15 protein-coding genes and 1 riboswitch are annotated in these 18,018 nt (G+C 71.0%); of the genes, 8 read left to right on the top strand and 7 right to left on the bottom strand.

Annotated features, from left to right (window positions below; translation table 11 throughout):
* The first annotated feature begins 19 nt into the window (after nucleotides 1-19).
* The gene (locus ACZ4SW_RS16010; RefSeq protein WP_103844608.1) at nucleotides 20-301 is read left to right on the top strand and encodes an HPr family phosphocarrier protein; all 282 of its coding nucleotides are present in this window, start codon (nucleotides 20-22) and stop codon (nucleotides 299-301) included.
* A 326-nt stretch (nucleotides 302-627) separates the two neighbouring features.
* Here the strand turns inward: ACZ4SW_RS16010 and ACZ4SW_RS16015 are convergent, their stop codons facing one another.
* From ACZ4SW_RS16015 to ACZ4SW_RS16030, 4 genes are all read right to left on the bottom strand, one after another.
* The gene (locus tag ACZ4SW_RS16015; RefSeq protein ID WP_468242974.1) at nucleotides 628-1,323 is read right to left on the bottom strand and encodes a GntR family transcriptional regulator; all 696 of its coding nucleotides are present in this window, start codon (nucleotides 1,321-1,323) and stop codon (nucleotides 628-630) included.
* A gap of 203 nt (nucleotides 1,324-1,526) precedes the next feature.
* Complete coding sequence (locus tag ACZ4SW_RS16020) at nucleotides 1,527-2,279, bottom strand: M23 family metallopeptidase (protein ID WP_468242976.1); 753 nt, start codon at nucleotides 2,277-2,279, stop codon at nucleotides 1,527-1,529.
* Nucleotides 2,280-2,291: 12 nt separating this feature from the next.
* Nucleotides 2,292-2,442, bottom strand: a riboswitch (cyclic di-AMP (ydaO/yuaA leader).
* Between the two features lie 224 nt (nucleotides 2,443-2,666).
* Nucleotides 2,667-4,055 (bottom strand): M16 family metallopeptidase, encoded by a 1,389-nt coding sequence (locus ACZ4SW_RS16025; RefSeq protein ID WP_468242978.1) that lies wholly within the window; start codon nucleotides 4,053-4,055, stop codon nucleotides 2,667-2,669.
* Nucleotides 4,052-5,416, bottom strand: coding sequence for a M16 family metallopeptidase (locus tag ACZ4SW_RS16030; RefSeq protein WP_468242981.1), 1,365 nt, complete (start codon nucleotides 5,414-5,416; stop codon nucleotides 4,052-4,054). Before ACZ4SW_RS16030 ends, ACZ4SW_RS16025 begins: the two co-directional genes overlap by 4 nt.
* Before the next feature lie 311 nt (nucleotides 5,417-5,727).
* Here ACZ4SW_RS16030 and ACZ4SW_RS16035 point away from each other — a divergent pair, with 311 nt between their 5' ends.
* Entirely contained in the window at nucleotides 5,728-8,181 is a 2,454-nt protein-coding gene (locus ACZ4SW_RS16035) for a DNA gyrase/topoisomerase IV subunit A (RefSeq protein ID WP_468242984.1), read from the top strand.
* Nucleotide 8,182: 1 nt separating this feature from the next.
* Here ACZ4SW_RS16035 and ACZ4SW_RS16040 read toward each other — a convergent pair whose 3' ends face one another.
* Nucleotides 8,183-9,265 (bottom strand): CobW family GTP-binding protein, encoded by a 1,083-nt coding sequence (locus ACZ4SW_RS16040; protein ID WP_468242986.1) that lies wholly within the window; start codon nucleotides 9,263-9,265, stop codon nucleotides 8,183-8,185.
* A 371-nt stretch (nucleotides 9,266-9,636) separates the two neighbouring features.
* On the opposite strand from ACZ4SW_RS16040, the gene ACZ4SW_RS16045 reads away from it, so the two are divergent.
* Together ACZ4SW_RS16045 and ACZ4SW_RS16050 are read left to right on the top strand one after the other, a co-directional pair.
* Nucleotides 9,637-10,197: a DUF6082 family protein gene (locus ACZ4SW_RS16045; RefSeq protein ID WP_468242989.1), complete on the top strand. Its 561-nt coding sequence runs from the start codon at nucleotides 9,637-9,639 to the stop codon at nucleotides 10,195-10,197.
* 117 nt (nucleotides 10,198-10,314) lie between these two features.
* Nucleotides 10,315-10,551, top strand: a complete 237-nt coding sequence (locus ACZ4SW_RS16050; protein ID WP_468243207.1) for a hypothetical protein — start codon at nucleotides 10,315-10,317, stop codon at nucleotides 10,549-10,551.
* 165 nt (nucleotides 10,552-10,716) lie between these two features.
* Here the strand turns inward: ACZ4SW_RS16050 and ACZ4SW_RS16055 are convergent, their stop codons facing one another.
* Nucleotides 10,717-11,883, bottom strand: a complete 1,167-nt coding sequence (locus ACZ4SW_RS16055; protein ID WP_468242992.1) for a citrate synthase/methylcitrate synthase — start codon at nucleotides 11,881-11,883, stop codon at nucleotides 10,717-10,719.
* Between the two features lie 96 nt (nucleotides 11,884-11,979).
* On the opposite strand from ACZ4SW_RS16055, the gene ACZ4SW_RS16060 reads away from it, so the two are divergent.
* From ACZ4SW_RS16060 to ACZ4SW_RS16075, 4 genes are all read left to right on the top strand, one after another.
* Nucleotides 11,980-13,236: a citrate synthase gene (locus tag ACZ4SW_RS16060; RefSeq protein ID WP_468242994.1), complete on the top strand. Its 1,257-nt coding sequence runs from the start codon at nucleotides 11,980-11,982 to the stop codon at nucleotides 13,234-13,236.
* Between the two features lie 138 nt (nucleotides 13,237-13,374).
* Entirely contained in the window at nucleotides 13,375-14,325 is a 951-nt protein-coding gene (locus ACZ4SW_RS16065) for a sucrase ferredoxin (protein ID WP_468242996.1), read from the top strand.
* 131 nt (nucleotides 14,326-14,456) lie between these two features.
* Complete coding sequence (locus ACZ4SW_RS16070) at nucleotides 14,457-16,178, top strand: ATP-binding protein (protein WP_468242999.1); 1,722 nt, start codon at nucleotides 14,457-14,459, stop codon at nucleotides 16,176-16,178.
* Nucleotides 16,175-16,864, top strand: coding sequence for a response regulator (locus tag ACZ4SW_RS16075; RefSeq protein ID WP_468243001.1), 690 nt, complete (start codon nucleotides 16,175-16,177; stop codon nucleotides 16,862-16,864). The genes ACZ4SW_RS16070 and ACZ4SW_RS16075 overlap by 4 nt, the downstream gene beginning before the upstream one ends.
* A gap of 16 nt (nucleotides 16,865-16,880) precedes the next feature.
* Here the strand turns inward: ACZ4SW_RS16075 and ACZ4SW_RS16080 are convergent, their stop codons facing one another.
* Entirely contained in the window at nucleotides 16,881-17,942 is a 1,062-nt protein-coding gene (locus tag ACZ4SW_RS16080) for an ABC transporter substrate-binding protein (RefSeq protein WP_468243003.1), read from the bottom strand.
* Nucleotides 17,943-18,018 lie beyond the last annotated feature (76 nt).

Here is an 18,018-nt window from a genome sequence, read left to right on the forward strand (position 1 = left end):
ACCTGAAGGGCAGCAACACATGGCTGAGCGCCGCGTCAACGTCGGCTGGGCCGAGGGCCTCCACGCCCGCCCCGCCTCCATCTTCGTCCGGGCAGCCACGGCCTCCGGCATCCCCGTGACGATCGCCAAGGCCGGCGGCACCCCCGTCAACGCCGCGTCGATGCTGGCGGTTCTGGGCCTCGGGGCCCAGGGCGGCGAGGAGATCGTCCTGGCCTCCGACGCGGAGGGCGCGGACGCCGCGCTCGACCGCCTGGCCAAGCTGGTCGCCGAGGGCCTCGAGGAACTCCCCGAGACCGTCTGACCCTTCGGGCAGCAGCATCACGCGGAGCCGCGTCGCCGGTCAGGGCGGCGCGGCTCCGTCGTGCCGGGCGGTCTCCCGTCCAGGGCGACGAGACAGGCGGCCACCGCGCGCCCGGCGCGGGAAAAGCGCGAGAACGGCACACGCGAGAACGCGACACACGCGGGAACAGCACCGGCGAGAACGGCACACGACGGATTCGGAAGCGCCCGGATAAAACCGCACACGGCACACTGAAACAGCGCGCCCCGAATTTTGGGGAGCACACGGAAAACAGGCAGCCGAAAACAGGGCCGGTCGAATATCTCTCTTTGTATACGGCGCCCGTGTTAATGCCGGAGCGCCGACATGTTTACGGTGTGTTGCGAAGTCCTCACACGGTCCGCCCGGTCCCCCGCGCCGGGAAAGCGAAGCCGGTGCGCGGCCGTCGAGCGCTCCCTGTGCAGCGCCGTGATCGTCCGTGCCCGCTCGCTGTCCCCGCGCGCGACGGCGTCCACGATGCCGCCGTGCTCCGCCCAGGACTCCACGGGGTCGACCGGCGCGTCGACCGCGTACATCCATGCGATCTTGTGCCGCAACTGGGCCAGCGCCGAGGTCAGCGCGGGACTCCCGCAGGCCTGCGCCAGCGTCTCGTGGAACCAGCCTCCCAGGGAGCGCAGATCCTCGCTGCTACCCGTCCTGGCCCGCTCCTGGCCCAGCCTGACCAGTCCGCGCAGGACCTTCAGGTGGGCCTCGGTGCGCCGCTGCGCGGCCCGGGCGGCCCCCAGCGGCTCCAGCAGCAGCCGCATCTCCAGCAGGTCGGCGGCCTCCTGCTCGGTGGGTTCGGCCACGCACGCGCCCGCGTGCCTGCGGGTGACGACGAAGCCCTCGGCCTCCAGCGTGCGCAGCGCCTCGCGCACGGGAACCCGGGAGACGCCGTAGCGCCGCGCGAGGAGTTCCTCGGTGAGCCGGCTGCCGCGCTCGTAGACACCCGCGACGATGTCATCACGGATCGCCGTGCAGACCGAGTGCGCCGGAATACGCATGACCGACCTCCGCCTTAATCCCCGCGAAACGCTCCCGATTGACGCGTGTTCAACCGACTCTATTGCAGCGGGCCGGAATTTCCGACGGCGGGCCGGAATCCATGGATATTTTTTGGTCACACACCGTTCGAAAGCGGACGACGGCCCCCGCTGATCAGCGGGGGCCGTCGGAGTGCGGGGGCGCCTTTCGCGGGCGGAAGCGGTCAGAGGTTCACGCCGTGCGAGCGGAGGTAGGCGACGGGGTCGATGTCGGAGCCGTACTCGGGAGTGGTGCGGGCCTCGAAGTGCAGGTGCGGCCCCGTGGTGTTGCCGGTGGACCCGGAGAGGGCTATCTGCTGGCCCGGGGTGACCCGCTGGCCGACGGAGACGCCGATGGACGACAGATGGCCGTACTGGGTGTAGGTGCCGTCGTTCATCTTGATGACGATCTGGTTGCCGTACGCGCCGCCCCAGCCGGTCTGGACGACCGTGCCGGCGCCGACGGCGTGCACGGCCGTGCCCGTGGCGGCGTGGAAGTCGATGCCGGTGTGGGTGCCGGAGGACCACAGGGAGCCGCCGGTCTTGTAGCCGGTGGACACGTAGGAGTTGAAGACCGGCGGCACGAAGGCGTTGAGACGCCTGCGCTCGGCCTCGCGTGCGGCCCGCTCCTTGGCCTCGCGCTCCTGCCGGGCCTTCTCGGCGGCCTTCCTGCGTGCGGCCTCCTCGGCCTTCTTCTGCTCGGCGGCCTGCTTCTGGGCCGCGGCCTGTGCGTCGATCTGCTCGGCGACCGAGTCACCGAGGGTGACGGCCTGGATCAGTCCGGTCTGCTCGACGGGGGCGCCGGCGGCGAGCGCCGGGGTGGCCAGGGTGCCGATGACACCGGTGGTGGTGAGCGCGGCGACGCCCACGGCGTTCGCAGTCGTACGCTTCACACGGCTCGGGCGACGGTGCTTCCCGGTGGCGCAGATGAACGCCATGAAGTGGCTGGTCCTTTCCTTCCCTCTCGCCTACCGGGTTAGCTGACGGGTTCGGAGCAGGAAGGTCTCCTACGGGCTCGCGCCCGATTCACCCCAGGGACTTCGGGTTTGGGTCCCCGGCTCCCCTGGCTCGCGCCGTACGGGGACTCGGCGATGACTGTCCGGTGCCGCGGGTGCGGCGCACTGCCTGACGGACAGCCCGAATGACGCTAAGGGGACCGTCTTTCAATCAGCAAACGCAGAACGGGGTTTGTAGCGCATCCCACAGGGCAGAGAGGCAACCTCTGTGGCAATACGGACAAACCCCTCAACGGGCAGGGCCCCGGTGACACGGGAAGTCACCAGGGCCCCGGGGCCGGCACGGCGCACGCGCGCGTGCGGTGCGTTCTATTCGGCCGCCACCACGGTCACTTCTCCGATGCCGAGCGCCTCGACGGGCTCCTTGATCTGCGCGGCGTCGCCCACCAGCACGGTGACGAGACGGTCCACCGGGAACGCGTTCACCACGGCCGCGGTGGCCTCCACGGTGCCCGTCGCGGCCAGTTCCTGATACAGCGTCGACTGGTAGTCGTCGGGCAGGTGCTGCTCGACCTGGTCGGCGAGCGTGCTCGCGACGGCCGCCGCCGTCTCGAACTTCAGCGGCGCCACGCCCACCAGGTTCTGCACCGCGACGTCACGCTCGGCGTCCGTCAGTCCCTCGGCGGCGAGGGTGCGCAACACCTTCCACAGGTCGTCGAGCGCCGGGCCGGTGTTGGGCGTGTCGACGGAGCCGCTGATGGCGAGCATCGCGGCGCCCGTGCCGTCCGGCGCGGAGCGCAGTACCTGGCCGAACGCCCGCACCCCGTAGGTGTAGCCCTTCTCCTCGCGCAGGACGCGGTCCAGGCGGGAGGTGAGGGTGCCGCCGAGGCAGTAGGTGCCGAGCACCTGGGCGGGCCACACGCGGTCGTGACGGTCGGGCCCGATCCGGCCGATCAGGAGCTGCGTCTGGACGGCGCCGGGACGGTCCACGATGATCACGCGACCGGTGTCGTCGGCGGTCACCGGGGGCACCGGGCGCGGCCCCGCGGGCGAGCCCGTCCAGGCGCCGAGGGTGTCGCCGAGGAGGGCGTCGAGATCGATCCCGGTGAGGTCGCCGACCACGACCGCGGTGGACGTCGCGGGGCGCACGTACCGCTCGTAGAAGGCGCGGACGGCCGCGGCGTCGATGGTCGCGACCGTCTCCTCGGTGCCCTGACGCGGACGCGACATCCGCGAGGACGCCGGGAAGAGCGACTTGGACAGCTCCTTGGCGGCGCGGCGGGCCGGGTTGGCCGTCTCGTGCGGGATCTCGTCGAGGCGGTTGCGCACCAGGCGCTCCACCTCGCTGTCCGCGAACGCCGGCGCCCGCAGGGCGTCGGCGAGCAGCCCGAGCGCCTTGGGGAGGCGGGAGGCGGGCACCTCCAGGGAGAGGCGGACGCCGGGGTGGTCGGCGTGCGAGTCGAGGGTGGCGCCGCAGCGCTCCAGCTCGGCGGCGAACTCCTCGGCGGAGTGCTTGTCGGTGCCCTCGGAGAAGGCGCGCGCCATGATCGTCGCGACGCCGTCGAGGCCGGCCGGCTCGGCGTCCAAAGTCGCGTCGAGGAGCACCTCGACCGCGACGACCTGCTGGCCGGGACGGTGGCAGCGCAGCACGGTCAGGCCGTTGTCGAGCGTGCCGCGCTCGGGCGCCGGGAACGCCCAGGGCTTGGCCTCGCCGGGCTGGGGCTGCGGGTGGAACTCCATGGTCGCGAGCTCGGTCACTTCGCCGACTCCTCGGTCTCGTCGGTGGTCTCGGCTGCTTCCGGGGCCTCGGCCTCGGCCGCGACCGGCTCGTACACGAGCACCGCGCGGTTGTCGGGGCGCAGGCGGGCCTTGGCGATCTCCTGCACCTCCTCGGCGGTGACCTCGAGCACGCGCTTCACCGCGGTCAGGGCGAGCTGCGGGTCGCCGAACAGCACCGCGTACCGGCACAGTTCGTCGGCGCGGCCCGCGACCGTGCCGAGCCGGTCCAGCCACTCGCGCTCCAACTGCGCCTGGGCGCGTTCCATTTCCTCGTCCGTCGGGCCCCGCTCGGCGAACCGGGCGAGCTCCTCGTCGATCGCGGCCTCGATGACGGGCACCTCGACGTCGCCGGAGGTCTTCACGTCCAGCCACCCCAGGGAGGGCGCGCCGGCGAGACGCAGCAGGCCGAACCCGGCGGCGACGGCGGTGCGGTCGCGCCTCACGAGCCGGTTGTACAGGCGGGAGGACTCGCCGCCGCCGAGGATGGTCAGCGCCAGGTCGGCCGCGTCGCACGCGCGCGTGCCGTCGTGCGGCAGCCGGTAGGCGGCCATCAGCGCGCGCGCCGGGACCTCCTCCTCGACGACCTCGCGCAGCTCCCGGCCGATGACGTCGGGCAGCGAGCCGTCGCGCGGGGCGGGCTTGCCGTCGTGGGACGGGATGGACCCGAAGTACTTCTCGATCCAGGCGAGGGTCTGCTGCGGGTCGATGTCGCCGACGACGGACAGCACCGCGTTGTTGGGCGCGTAGTAGGTGCGGAAGAACGCGCGCGCGTCCTCCAGGGTGGCCGCGTCCAGGTCGGCCATCGACCCGATCGGCGTGTGGTGGTAGGGGTGGCCCTCGGGGTACGCGAGGGCGGTCAGCCTCTCGAATGCGGTGCCGTAGGGGACGTTGTCGTAGCGCTGGCGGCGCTCGTTCTTCACGACGTCCCGCTGGTTCTCCATCGACTCGTCGTCCAGCGCGGCGAGCAGGGAGCCCATGCGGTCGGCCTCCAGCCAGAGGGCGAGCTCGAGCTGGTGGGCGGGCATGGTCTCGAAGTAGTTGGTGCGCTCGAAGCTGGTGGTGCCGTTGAGCGAGCCGCCCGCGCCCTGCACCAGCTCGAAGTGGCCGTTGCCCTTGACCTGGGCGGAGCCCTGGAACATCAGGTGCTCGAAGAGGTGGGCGAGACCCGTGCGCCCCTGAACCTCGTGCCGGGAGCCGACGTCGTACCAGAGGCACACCGCCGCGACCGGGGTCAGGTGGTCCTCGGAGAGCACCACGCGCAGGCCGTTGGCCAGGCGGTGCTCGGTCGCTGTCAGGCCCCCGGAGCCTGCCTCGGCTGTGGCCGTGTGACCCATGGGCATGTACGTCCCTTCGATCGAGGAAGCTGTCGCGGAAACCGCGTTTTCCTGCCGGTGCTGTCACTGTATGCAAGCGTGCCGACCGGTGGCGAAGTTCCCGGGCGGCGTACGCCGAGAGCGAGACCATGATTACGTGGGGTGGGGGATCCCCGCGGTTGACGCGTACCCGGGGTCGGGCCGGTCGTGATCGTCGCCGGGCCGGTGCACGGCCCCCTGGGACGGGCCCTGGTCCGCGTTGTCGGTGGGTCGGTCCACAATGGTCGGCGTCAGATTCGTTTCCATGCCCAGCACAGACGGTGAAGGAGCCGGCAGCGATGGCCCGCCGCAGCACGAAGACCCCGCCACCCGACGACTCGTACGAGGAGAAGATCCTCGACATCGACGTCGTGGACGAGATGCAGGGCTCCTTCCTCGAGTACGCCTACTCGGTCATCTACTCAAGGGCCCTGCCGGACGCCCGCGACGGCCTCAAGCCGGTGCATCGGCGGATCGTCTACCAGATGAACGAGATGGGCCTGCGCCCCGACCGCGGCTATGTGAAGTGTGCCCGCGTCGTCGGCGAGGTCATGGGTAAGTTGCATCCGCACGGCGACGCGTCGATCTACGACGCCCTGGTGCGCATGGCCCAGCCGTTCTCGATGCGCGTGCCACTGGTCGACGGCCACGGCAACTTCGGCTCGCTGGGCAACGACGACCCGCCGGCCGCCATGCGGTACACCGAGTGCCGCATGGCCGAGGCGACGAGTCTGATGACCGAGTCGATCGACGAGGACACCGTCGACTTCGCGCCCAACTACGACGGCCAGGAGCAGGAGCCGGTGGCGCTGCCCGCCGCCTTCCCGAACCTGCTGGTGAACGGCTCGTCGGGCATCGCCGTCGGCATGGCGACCAACATGCCGCCGCACAACCTGCGCGAGGTGATCGCGGCCGCCCGCCACCTGATCAGGTACCCGAACGCGGATCTCGACGCCCTGATGAAGCACGTCCCGGGGCCGGACCTGCCCACCGGCGGCCGGATCGTGGGCCTGTCCGGGATCCGCGACGCCTACGAGAGCGGCCGCGGCACCTTCAAGATGCGGGCCACGGTGTCGGTGGAGGACGTGACGGCGCGCCGCAAGGGCCTGGTCGTCACCGAGCTGCCCTTCACGATCGGCCCGGAGAAGGTCATCGCCAAGATCAAGGACCTGGTCGGTTCGAAGAAGCTCCAGGGCATCGCCGACGTCAAGGACCTCACCGACCGGGAGCACGGCCTGCGCCTGGTCATCGAGATCAAGAACGGCTTCGTGCCGGAAGCGGTCCTCGAGCAGCTCTACAAGCTGACGCCGATGGAGGAGTCCTTCGGCATCAACAACGTGGCTCTGGTGGACGGCCAGCCGCTGACGCTGGGCCTCAAGGAGCTCCTCGAGGTCTACCTGGACCACCGCTTCGACGTGGTGCGCCGCCGCTCGGAGTTCCGCCGCGGCAAGAAGCGCGACCGTCTGCACCTGGTCGAGGGCCTGCTGACGGCGCTGGTCGACATCGACGAGGTCATCCGCCTGATCCGGTCCAGCGAGAACTCCGCGCAGGCCAAGGAGCGCCTGATGGAGCGCTTCTCGCTGAGCGAGATCCAGACGCAGTACATCCTCGACACGCCGCTGCGCCGTCTGACCAGGTACGACCGCATCGAGCTGGAGGCGGAGAAGGACCGGCTCAACGCCGAGATCGAGGAACTGACCCGGATCCTGGACTCGGACGCCGAGCTGCGCAAGCTGGTCTCCAACGAACTGGCCGCGGTGGCCAAGAAGTTCGGCACCGACCGGCGCACGGTGCTGCTGGAGTCCTCCGGTGCCGCCCCGACCGTTCCGCTGCAGGTCGAGGACGCCCCCTGCCGGGTGCTGATGTCGTCGACGGGCCTGCTGGCGCGCACGGCGAACAGCGACCCCTTCGAGGAGGACACCGACGGCAAGCGCGCCAGGCACGACGTGATCGTCTCCGCCGTACCGGCGACGGCGCGTGGTGAGGTGGGCGTGGTGACGTCCGCCGGGCGGCTGCTGCGGGTGAACGTGATCGACCTTCCGCAGCTGCCGGAGACTGCGACGCGGGCGAGCCTGTCCGGGGGCGCGCCGGTCTCGGAGTTCGTGTCCCTGGAGGCGGACGAGACGGTGGTCTGCCTGATGACGTTGGACGAGTCGTCTCCGGGCCTCGCGCTCGGCACGGAACAGGGCGTGGTCAAGCGCGTGGTCCCCGACTACCCGGCGAACAAGGAGGAGTTGGAGGTCATCACCCTCAAGGAGGGCGACCGGATCGTCGGTGCCGTGGAGCTGCGCACCGGCGAGGAGGACCTGGTCTTCATCACGGACGACGCCCAGCTGCTGCGCTACCCCGCCGCCCAGGTGCGCCCGCAGGGCCGTCCCGCGGGCGGCATGGCGGGCATCAAGCTCGCCGAGGGCGCCAAGGTCATCTCGTTCACGGCGGTGGACCCGGCGGCGGACGCGGTGGTCTTCACGGTCGCCGGATCGCGCGGCACGCTGGACGACTCGGTGCAGACGACGGCCAAGATGACGCCGTTCGACCAGTACCCCCGCAAGGGCCGGGCCACGGGCGGCGTGCGCTGCCAGCGGTTCCTGAAGGGCGAGGACTGCCTGTCGTTCGCGTGGGCGGGCGCCGCGCCGGCCCGGGCGGCGCAGAAGAACGGCACGCCGGCCGAGCTGCCGGAGATCGACCCGCGACGCGACGGCTCTGGCGTGTCGCTGCCGAAGACGGTCGCGGCGGTGGCGGGACCGGTGTAGGTCAGCCCTCGAGGTCGCCGAGGCTCTCCGGGGTCTCGGCCTCCTCGTCCCGGACGTAGCGCAGGACGCCCCACATGCCGTGCTCGTCGGCGTGCGGGGCGTCGTCCGCGCACGCCTGGAGTTCCTTGTCGAGGGCGGCGGTGTCGATGCCGGATCCGATGAGGACGAGCTGGGTGATCCGCTCGTCGCCGGGCCGCCACGGCTCCGGGTAGAACCGCAGGAACCGTCCCACGGCGTGCACGCTGTACCGGTTGCGCGGATCCGCCGCGCCGAAGTCGACGTACCCCTTGATCCGGTACAGGCCCTCGGGCCGGCTGTCCAGGAAGTCCAGCAGCCGGCGGGGGTTCAGCGGCACCTCACAGCGGAAGGACAGGCTGTCGTAGGCGGTGTGCAGATGGGCGTGGTGCGCATCGTCGTGCCCGTGCTCGTCCTGCCGGGGGAGGTCGTCGAAGGACAGTTGCCCGACGCGCTCCTCGGCCGGCCGGCAGTCGAAGAGGAACTCCGGGTCGATGCGCCCGTAGGCGGCGGGGACGACGGCCGCGCGCTCGGTGAGCGACCGGACGAGCCGCAGCACCCGCTCGCCGTCCTCGGCGCGGTCGGTCTTGTTGACGACGACGAGGTCGGCGAGGGCGAGATGGCGGTCGAGTTCGGGATGCCTCTCGCGGGTGGCGTCGAACTCGACGGCGTCGACGACCTCGACCAGTCCCCCGTAGACGACGCGCGGCTGCTCGCTGGCGAGCACCATGCGGACGAGTTCCTGCGGTTCGGCCAGACCGCTGGCCTCGATGACGATGACGTCGATGCCGGCGCGGGGATCGGCGAGACGGTCGAGGTACAGGTCGAGTTCGCTCGTGTCGACGGCGCAGCACAGGCATCCGTTGCCGAGGGAGACGGTGGAGTCTCCGAGCGCCCCGGCGACGGCCATCGCGTCGATCTCGATGGCCCCGAAGTCGTTGACGACGGCCCCGATACGGCTCCCTCCGCTGTGGTGCAGGAGGTGGTTGAGCAGCGTGGTCTTGCCCGAGCCCAAAAAACCGGCGAGTACGACGACCGGAATCTGCTCCCGACCCGACGACTGGGTCACTGTGCGCCCCTTCTCACACCGTTGCGTGCACCGGCTCGCGGACCGGCGGACGTACGAGGGCGGCTCGCGGACCGGCTCACGCCGAGGCGGGGTCGGCTCTCGTACGAGGATCGAATGCCGACCCAGGATACGAGTAGGGGGAAACCCCGCGAAGTGAACGATTGTTAGCGGCACTTGCGGGGCAGACGTTGGGCATGGCGCTGGAGCGTGCGACCCTCGCTTCCCTCCGTGCGCCTCCTCTCCGCCTCCCGGCCGATCAGAGCCGCTCGGCACTCTGGGAGACGGCAAGCGCGCCGCCCATCGCTCGCCGGTCCCCACCAGTCGACCCGCACCCGACGACCGGCGGACGGTCGCCTGATTCGGGGGTTGACATGGTCACACAGAGGCATGGGACAAGGGGGCTGGGCTCCGCTGCGACGGTGGGGCTCGTGTTAGCGGCGGGGGCCCTGGCAGCGCAGGCCGTGCAGCAGCGACGGCGTACGGAAGTCTGTCGACAGGCGGTCGAGGCGAGGAATGCCGACGACCTCCGGGCGAGACTGACCGAGTATCACCGCATCCAGCTTCGCCTCGTGGACAAGGCACTGGAGGATCCCGAGCTCGCCGCCGTGCTGAGCACCGTCGAGACGGATTCACCCGCACGGCGGCGTCAGTATCTGTACGCCAATGAGCTGTATTCCCATGCCTTGTTCGGGTACCGGATGGGCGTCGCAAGCCTGGAAGAGCTGCACGGGCACCTTCGCGTACTCGTCAGGAACACCGTCTTCCGCGACTACTGGGACGCGACCCGGCACCATCGCGCCAGTCTCAAGGCCGAATCCGTGGAGGCCCGGGTGGGCACGATGGTGGATGCGCTCATCCGCGATCTGGATGACGCGGACACAGAGCAGTGGTGGGTCGTGGGTGAACCTCCGACCGAGGAAACCCCGTACTGACGCGCCCAACCCGCCGTGGGTGACCGCCAGTTGGCTCAAGCCTGAAACGTGTGCCACTTCACAGTGAGCTACCCTGTCCCCGCCTTCAACACCTGCAACAGCAAGATCGGGGACCCCTTGAAGATCGTGCGTCGCATCGGCGCCTCCCCACGCGAGCGTGGGAGCATGACCGGTGAAACCTGCCCAGACATCTTCGAACTCAGCGACGGCAATTTTGCCGTCATCGGAACTGAGGCCACGGCGACGCTCGAAGGCGAACTCCCTACTGACGCCGCACGCGCGGACTACGAACGCATCGTCATCGTCAGTCGAGAGACCCTCGTCAGAGCAAAGGCCGACATTCCGGACCACTAGCGGGGGCAGCATCCGCCACCTTCGACTGCCCGTTGAAGTCCACCCTCATGGCCATCCCGTTGAGGACCGTCCCGGACGGCGAGCGGAGCCCCACCACCCCCGGTCATCGCTCGCACCGAACTCACGAGGTCCGGCACCAGACCGGTGCCGGACCTTCTGCACGCCTCAGGCCACGGCCGGCACCGCCACCGGTGGCTCCGGGCCCACATAGCGGGCCGCCGGACGGATGATCTTCGCGTCTTCCGCCTGTTCCAGGATGTTGGCGCTCCAGCCGACCACCCGGGCCGTCGCGAAGGTGGGGGTGAACATCTCACGCGGAAGGCCGCAGAGTTCCATGACCACACCCGCGTAGAACTCCACGTTCGTGTGGAGCTCCCGGCCGGGCTTCAGTTCGGCGAGGATGGCCTCTACATGACGCTCCACCTCGATCGCGAACTCGACCAGCGGGCCGCCGAACCGTTCCGCGATGCCGCGCAGCATCCGGGAGCGCGGGTCCTCCGTGCGGTAGACAGGGTGGCCGAAGCCCATGATGCGGTCTCCCGCGAGGACGCGTTCGCGAATCCACGCGTCGATGCGGTCGGGTGTGCCGATCGCATCCAGCGTGTCCAGGGCGCGACTCGGTGCCCCGCCGTGCAGCGGGCCGGACAGCGCACCCACGGCGCCCACCAGGGCAGCCGCCACGTCCGCCCCCGTGGAGGCGATCACCCGAGCCGTGAAGGTTGATGCATTGAACCCGTGGTCAATGGTTGATATCAAGTACTGCTCGACGGCCCGCGCCCGTGCCGCGTCCGGCTCCGAACCGGTCAACATGTACAGGTAGTTTGCGGCGTGCGGCAGATCCTCCCGCGGCTCGATCGGGTCGAGCCCCCTGCCCAGCCGGTACAACGCCGTGAGCAGCGTGGGGACGGCCGCGCTCGCGGCGAGCGTGTCCTGACGCCGCTGGTCCGCGTCGATGTCGTACACCGGCCGGAACCCCTTTGACGCCCCCAGCAGTGAGAGCGCCGTACGCAGCCCCGACAGCGGACCGGACCGCCGGCTCGCCGCAGCGATCGCGGGAAGTGCGGCACGCACGTCGTCGGGAAGCCGGCGCAGTTCCGCGGTGCGTGCGGCGAAGGCCGAGCGCTGCACCGCGTCGGGCAGTTCCCCGTGGACCATCAGGTGCCAGACGTCCTCGAACCCACGGGTCTGCGCGAGTTCGACGGCCGAGTACTGACGGTAGTGGTAGAAGCCCTCCACTCCCCTGACGTCACCCAATGCGGTGTCGGTGACGACGACACCCGCGAGTCCCCGCGGAACGTCGACAGATGCGGGTGCGGACCTGTTGATCGGCATGTTCCCTCCTTGCAATTGACTCGACTGTCTATGGTTGACTATCTTGCTGTCAATATTGATTGAATCAATATGCAATCCATGGGTACGGTGTCGGCCATGAGGGATCAACAAGCGGCTTCCGGTGGCGACGCGGGTCGGCTCACCACCAAGGAGGCCGCCGAGCTGCTCGGCGTGAAGCCCGAGACCGTCTACGCGTACGTCAGCCGCGGCCAGCTCAGCAGCCGGCGCCGGCCCGGCGGCCGCGGCAGCACCTTCGACGCCAAGGAGGTGGCGGCGCTCGCCCGGCGCAACAGACGCGAACCGGCCGGGACGTCACCCACCGTGGCCGACCTCTCGGTCCGCACGGGCATCACCCTGATCGACGAGGACCGCTATTACTACCGCGGCGTCGACGCCACCGAGCTGGCCGCGCGCCACTCCTACGAGGAGATCGCCGAGTGGCTGTGGACCGGACGACTGCGGCCGGGGATCACCTTCACCGCCCCCGACGCCACCGTCGCCGTCGCCCGGCGCGCGGTGAACGCCCTGCCCGAGCACAGCGGCCCCCTCGACCGGCTGCGGGTGGCGGCGATCGCGGCCGCCACCGCCGACCCGCTCCGCTTCGACCTGTCGCCGGACGCGGTCCTCGGCACCGCGCGCACCCTCATCCCCACCCTCGTCGCCGCCCTGCCGCCCCTGCGTCACGACCACCGCGACGACGAGCCGCTGGCCCGGCGCCTGTGGGGGCGGCTCACCGGCCGTGCTCCCGACGAGGCGTCACTGCGCGTGCTGGACACGGCGCTCGGGCTGCTCGTCGACCATGACCTGGCCGCCTCGACCCTCGCGGTGCGCGTGGCCGCCTCCGCCCGCGCGCACGCGTACGCCGCCGTCTCGGCCGGGCTCGGCGCGCTGGAGGGACCTCTGCACGGCGCGGCCAGCAGCCTCGCGCACCGGATGCTTCTGGAGGTCCTGGACCGGGGCACCGCGGTCCCCGTGGTGGCCGACGAACTGCGCGCCGGACGCCGGATCCCCGGCCTGGGACACCGGTTGTACACCGGCGAGGACCCCCGCGCGCATGCGCTGTTCGCGCTGCTGGAGGACATGCCGTCCGCAGCCCCCGCGTTGGCGGCGGCCCGGGACATCGAGTCCACCGCGGCGCGCCACACTCCCCTGCGCGCGAATGTCGATCTGGCCCTCGCCGTTCTCACGGTCTCCTCCGGCATGGACGCCACGGCCGGCGAGACCGTCTTCGCCGTCGCGCGCACGGCGGGCTGGATCGCACACACTTTGGAGGAGTACGACGAGCGACCGCTGCGCATGCGCCCGAGCGGGCGCTATGCCGGAGCGCGTCCGCCGCAGCCGCTCCCTCAGTGAGCCCCCGGGCGCGTCCACTCGCAACCACTCACCGGACGCGCTCCTCACACTCCCCCGTACTCGGGCGCGCGCCCCGGATGCGCCCCGCCCGGCACGGCTGGAAGTCGCCATCGAACGGGTCAGGTTAGGCTTACCTCCGTGAGTACGTGCACGACCGCGTCCCGGGACCTCGACGAGCCCCTCGCGGGCACCGCGGCGACCGCGAGGACCTGGCTGCTGCTGGAACAGCCCGGCCCGTGGGGCCCCAAGGCGCTCACCTCCAGCCACCTGGATCCGGCGCTCGGCCGGGCCCTGGAAGCGGCCGCGGAGGGCACCGGCGTACGGATCGGGCTCATCCGCCGCCCCGGACGGCACGCCGACTGCGGCACACCCGCCGAACGGCAGGTCTACGTGGCGCACACCGTGCCCGGAAACGTCTGGCTGCACGCCGCCACGACCACCGCGCCGGAGGTGTTGCTCGATCTGGACTTCGCCGCCCTCGGCATGGGTGACCCGCACAGCTTCGACTCGGTACTCCGGGGGCGGCCGCACACCGGCGACCCGCTCGCCTTCGTCTGCACCAACGGCAGGCGGGACCGCTGCTGTGCCCTCCTCGGCCGTCCCCTCGCGGCAGAGCTGACGGCCTCCGGAGTCCACGGCGTCTGGGAGGTCACCCACCTCGGCGGCCACCGCTTCTCCCCCACCCTGCTCGTCCTGCCGTTCGGATACGCGTACGGGCGGGCGCAGGCCGCGCACGTCAAGGAGGTCCTCCAGGCCGTGCGCGAAGGGCGGGTCGTGGTCGAGGGATGCCGCGGCAGCTCCGCCTGGGAACGGCCGGCGCAGGCCGCGGAGCTCGCGGTGCGCACGGCGGCCCACGAGTACGCGGCGGAAGCGCTGACCGTCCTGCGCACGGACGGTGCGGCGCCTCGCTGGGAGGTCACCGTCGCCCACACCGACGGCCGTCTGTGGCGCGTCGTCGTGGCCCAGGGCGCCTCGCTGCCGCCGCGCCCGGAGAGCTGCGGCTCGGTGCTGGGCTCCCCGGCGCGGATGGACGTGGTCTCGGTGCGGGAGCTGCGCCCCGCGGTCCTCGGCGACCCGGCGCACTGCTGAGGCGCGGCCGCCGCGCACAGGGGGCACGGCTCCCTGCACGGCTCCCGGCCACGTGCCGCACGCGCACCGCACAGGAGATCCACACCACACTCCCTACGGCACGCTGCGCCCCTCCCCGTACCGTCGTACCCATGAGCCCCTCTGCCCCTGGACGACGGCTGCGCCTCGGTCTGCCGCGGCGGATGTTCTCGCAGGTCCTGCTGATGCTGGTGGCGATCGCCGCGGGTGTGGCCGTGCTCGCCACCGGACTGTTCCTGGCGCCGCTCAGCCGTCTGCTGGACGACCAGGCGATGCGCCGGGCCCTGGCGATCGCGCAGACCACGGCGGCCCAGCCGCAGATCGCCAGGGATCTGCAGACGACGCTGCCGTCGCCCGACGGGCCCGTGCAGGCGGAGGCGGAGCGTATCCGCAAGGCCAGCCACGCCGAGTACGTCGTGGTGATGAACACGAAGGGGGTGCGCTGGTCGCACCCGGACACCTGGCAGATCGGCAAGATCGTCTCGACGGACCCGAGCGTGGCTCTGGCCGGCAAGGAGGTCATGCAGATCGACAGCGGCACCCTGGGCCGCTCCGCCCGCGGCAAGGTGCCGCTTCTGGACGCGCACGGCAGGATCGTCGGCGCGGTCTCGGTGGGCATCGAGTACGACAGCGTCAGGGCTCGGCTGATCCACGCGATCCCGGGGCTGTTCGCGTACGCGGGCGCGGCCCTGGCGATCGGCGCGCTGGCCGCCTACCTGATCTCCCGCAGGGTGCAGCGGCAGACCCGTGACCTCGCCTTCTCGGACATCTCGGCGCTGCTCGCCGAGCGCGAGGCGATGCTGCACGGCATCAGGGAGGGCGTCGTCGCCCTGGACCGCGCGGGCCGGGTGCGACTGCTCAACGACGAGGCGCAGCGCCTGCTGGGCATCGGCGACGAGGTCGTCGGCCGCTCCCTCGACGAGGCACTCGGCGCGGGCCGTACGACCGATGTGCTGGCCGGACGGGTCACCGGCACCGACCTGCTCACCGTGCGCGGGCACCGGGTCCTCGTCGCCAACCGCATGCCCACCGACGACGGCGGCGCCGTCGCCACCCTGCGCGACCGCACCGAGCTGGAACAGCTCGGCCGCGAACTGGACTCCACCCGCGGCCTGATCGACGCCCTGCGCGCACAGGACCACGAACACGCCAACCGCATGCACACGCTTCTGGGTCTGCTGGAACTGGAAATGTACGAGGACGCCGTGGAGTTCGTCGGCGAAGTGGTGGGCGACCATAGGGCTACGGCGGAACAGGTCACCGAGAAGATCCACGATCCGCTGCTGGCGGCCCTGCTGGTGGGCAAGGCGACGGTCGCCGCCGAGCGCGGGGTGGCCCTGTGGATCGCGGACCGGACGCTGCTGCCGGACCGGCTGATCGACCCGAGAGGACTGGTCACGATCGTCGGCAACCTGGTCGACAACGCGCTCGACGCCGTCGCGGGCACACCGCACGCGCGCGTGGAGGTCGACCTGCGCGCTCAGGGACGCACGGCGGTCCTCAGGGTGCGGGACACCGGTCCCGGAATACCCGCCGAGCGGCGGGAACTGATCTTCACCGAGGGATGGTCCACCAAACAGCCCCCGGCGCACGGCAAGCGCGGGATCGGGCTGTCCCTGGTGCGCCGCCTGGCCGAACGCCAGGGAGGCAGCGCCCAGGTGGCCGAGGCGGACGGAGGAGGCGCGGAGTTCGTCGTCGTCCTCCCCGAAGCGCTCGAGGAACCGGAGCCGGCTACCGGAGACCGAGGGGTCGCCGCCCCCGCACCCCGGGCACCGGCGGACAGGGCGCCGGTCCCGGACACACCCGCCCCGACACCCCAGGAGAGGTCGCGATGACCCGGCCGATCGACGTACTGGTCGTGGACGACGACCCCCGGGTCGCCCGGGTCAACGCCGCGTATGTGGAGAAGGTCGCCGGCTTCCGGGTGGTCGGCCAGGCGCACAACGCGTCCGACGCGCTGCGCCAGATGGAGACGCTGCCCCGCCTGGACCTGGTGCTGATGGACCACTACCTGCCGGACGGCACGGGGCTCGCGGTCGTGCAGGAGATGCGCCGACGGGGCCACCAGACCGATGTGATCATGGTGACGGCGGCCCGTGACATCGAGACCGTCCAGGCCGCGATGCGGCACGGCGCGCTCCAGTACCTGGTCAAGCCGTTCGCCTTCGCGGGGCTGCGCGCCAAGCTGGAGGCGTACGCCGCGCTGCGCCGCACCCTCGACGGCGGCGGTGAGGCCGAGCAGGCGGAGGTCGACCGCATCTTCGGGGCCCTGTCGGCGGATTCCACCCCGGGGCTGCCCAAGGGGCACTCGGCGACGACGGCCGAGCTGGTACGCCGTGCCCTGGTGGACGCCGAGGGGCCGCTGTCCGCCCAGGAGATCGCCGAGCGGACCGGGCTGAGCCGCCAGACCGCCCAGCGCTACCTGAAACTCCTGGAGCGCACGGGACGGGCCACGCTGACCCTGAGGTACGGCGACGCGGGCCGCCCCGAGCACCGCTACGTGTGGGCGACCCGCGCCTGAGGCACGGCCGTCGGGCTCAGCCCGTGGCCTTCTTCACGAACTCCGTGGTGTATGTCTTGCCCAGGTCGATGGTGGCGTTCTTGATGTTGGGGTTGAACGCCTTGAGGACCTTCTCGACCGTCTCCGGACCGTTCTCGGGCATCACGCCGTCCTTGGTGAACATCGGCAGCGTGCTCTTGATGGAGGCCGCGTAGAGCGTCTTGTCGCCCTGCGAGTAGTCGGCCGGCATCTTGGCGGCGATCTCGTCCGCGGAGTGCGTGGACATCCACTTCAGGGTCTTCACGAACGCGTTGGCGAGCTTCTGGACGGTGTCCTTGTGGCTGTTGACCCAGTCCGTCTGCATGTACAGGCTCGACGACGGGTAGGGGCCGCCGAGCGCCTCCTGCGACCCCTGCGGCGTGCGCATGTCGATGAGCACCTTGCCGAGCTTCTTGGCGAGGACATTGGCGACGGTCGGGTCGGTGGTCATGCCGGCGTCGATGGAGCCCTGCTGGAGGGCGGAGATGAACGTCGGGCCGGCACCCACGGCGACCGGGCTGAACTCGCTGACGTTCACGCCGTTCTTGACCGCGAGGTACTTGGTGAGGAAGTCGGTCGACGACCCGAGTCCGGTGATGCCGAGCTTCTTGCCCTTGAAGTCCTTGGGCGAGGTGATGTCCTTGGCGGCCTTGCCGGAGACGATCTCCACCTCGCCGGGGGCCTGCGAGAACTGCACCACGGACTCGACGTGCTTGCCCTTGGTCTGCAGGTCGAGCGTGTGGTCGTAGAAGCCGACGGCCCCCTGGACCTGGCCGGAGACGAGCGCTGTCTCGGCCTGCACACCGGCCGGCTCGCTCAGCAGCTCCACATCGAGGCCCTCGGCGTCGAAGTAGCCGAGCCGCTGGGTGAGCATCGCGGGCAGGTAGATGACCTTGTCCAGGCCACCCACCATGATCTTGACCTTCTCACCCTTGCCGTCGCCCTTGCTGCCGGAGTCCGACGAGGCGGTGGTGGCCGCGTCGTTGGCGCAGGCGGTGAGCGAGGTGGCGGCGAGCAGGCCGGCCGCGGCGAGGGCGGCGATTCTGGCGGACTTGCGCATGACGGTTCACGTCCTTGTGGGAGGGCGGTGCGGGAGGAGAACGGATCTCGAGGGGGGTGTCGAAGGAGGCTTCCGG

The sequence above is a fragment of the Streptomyces sp. NPDC028331 genome (assembly GCF_055565775.1).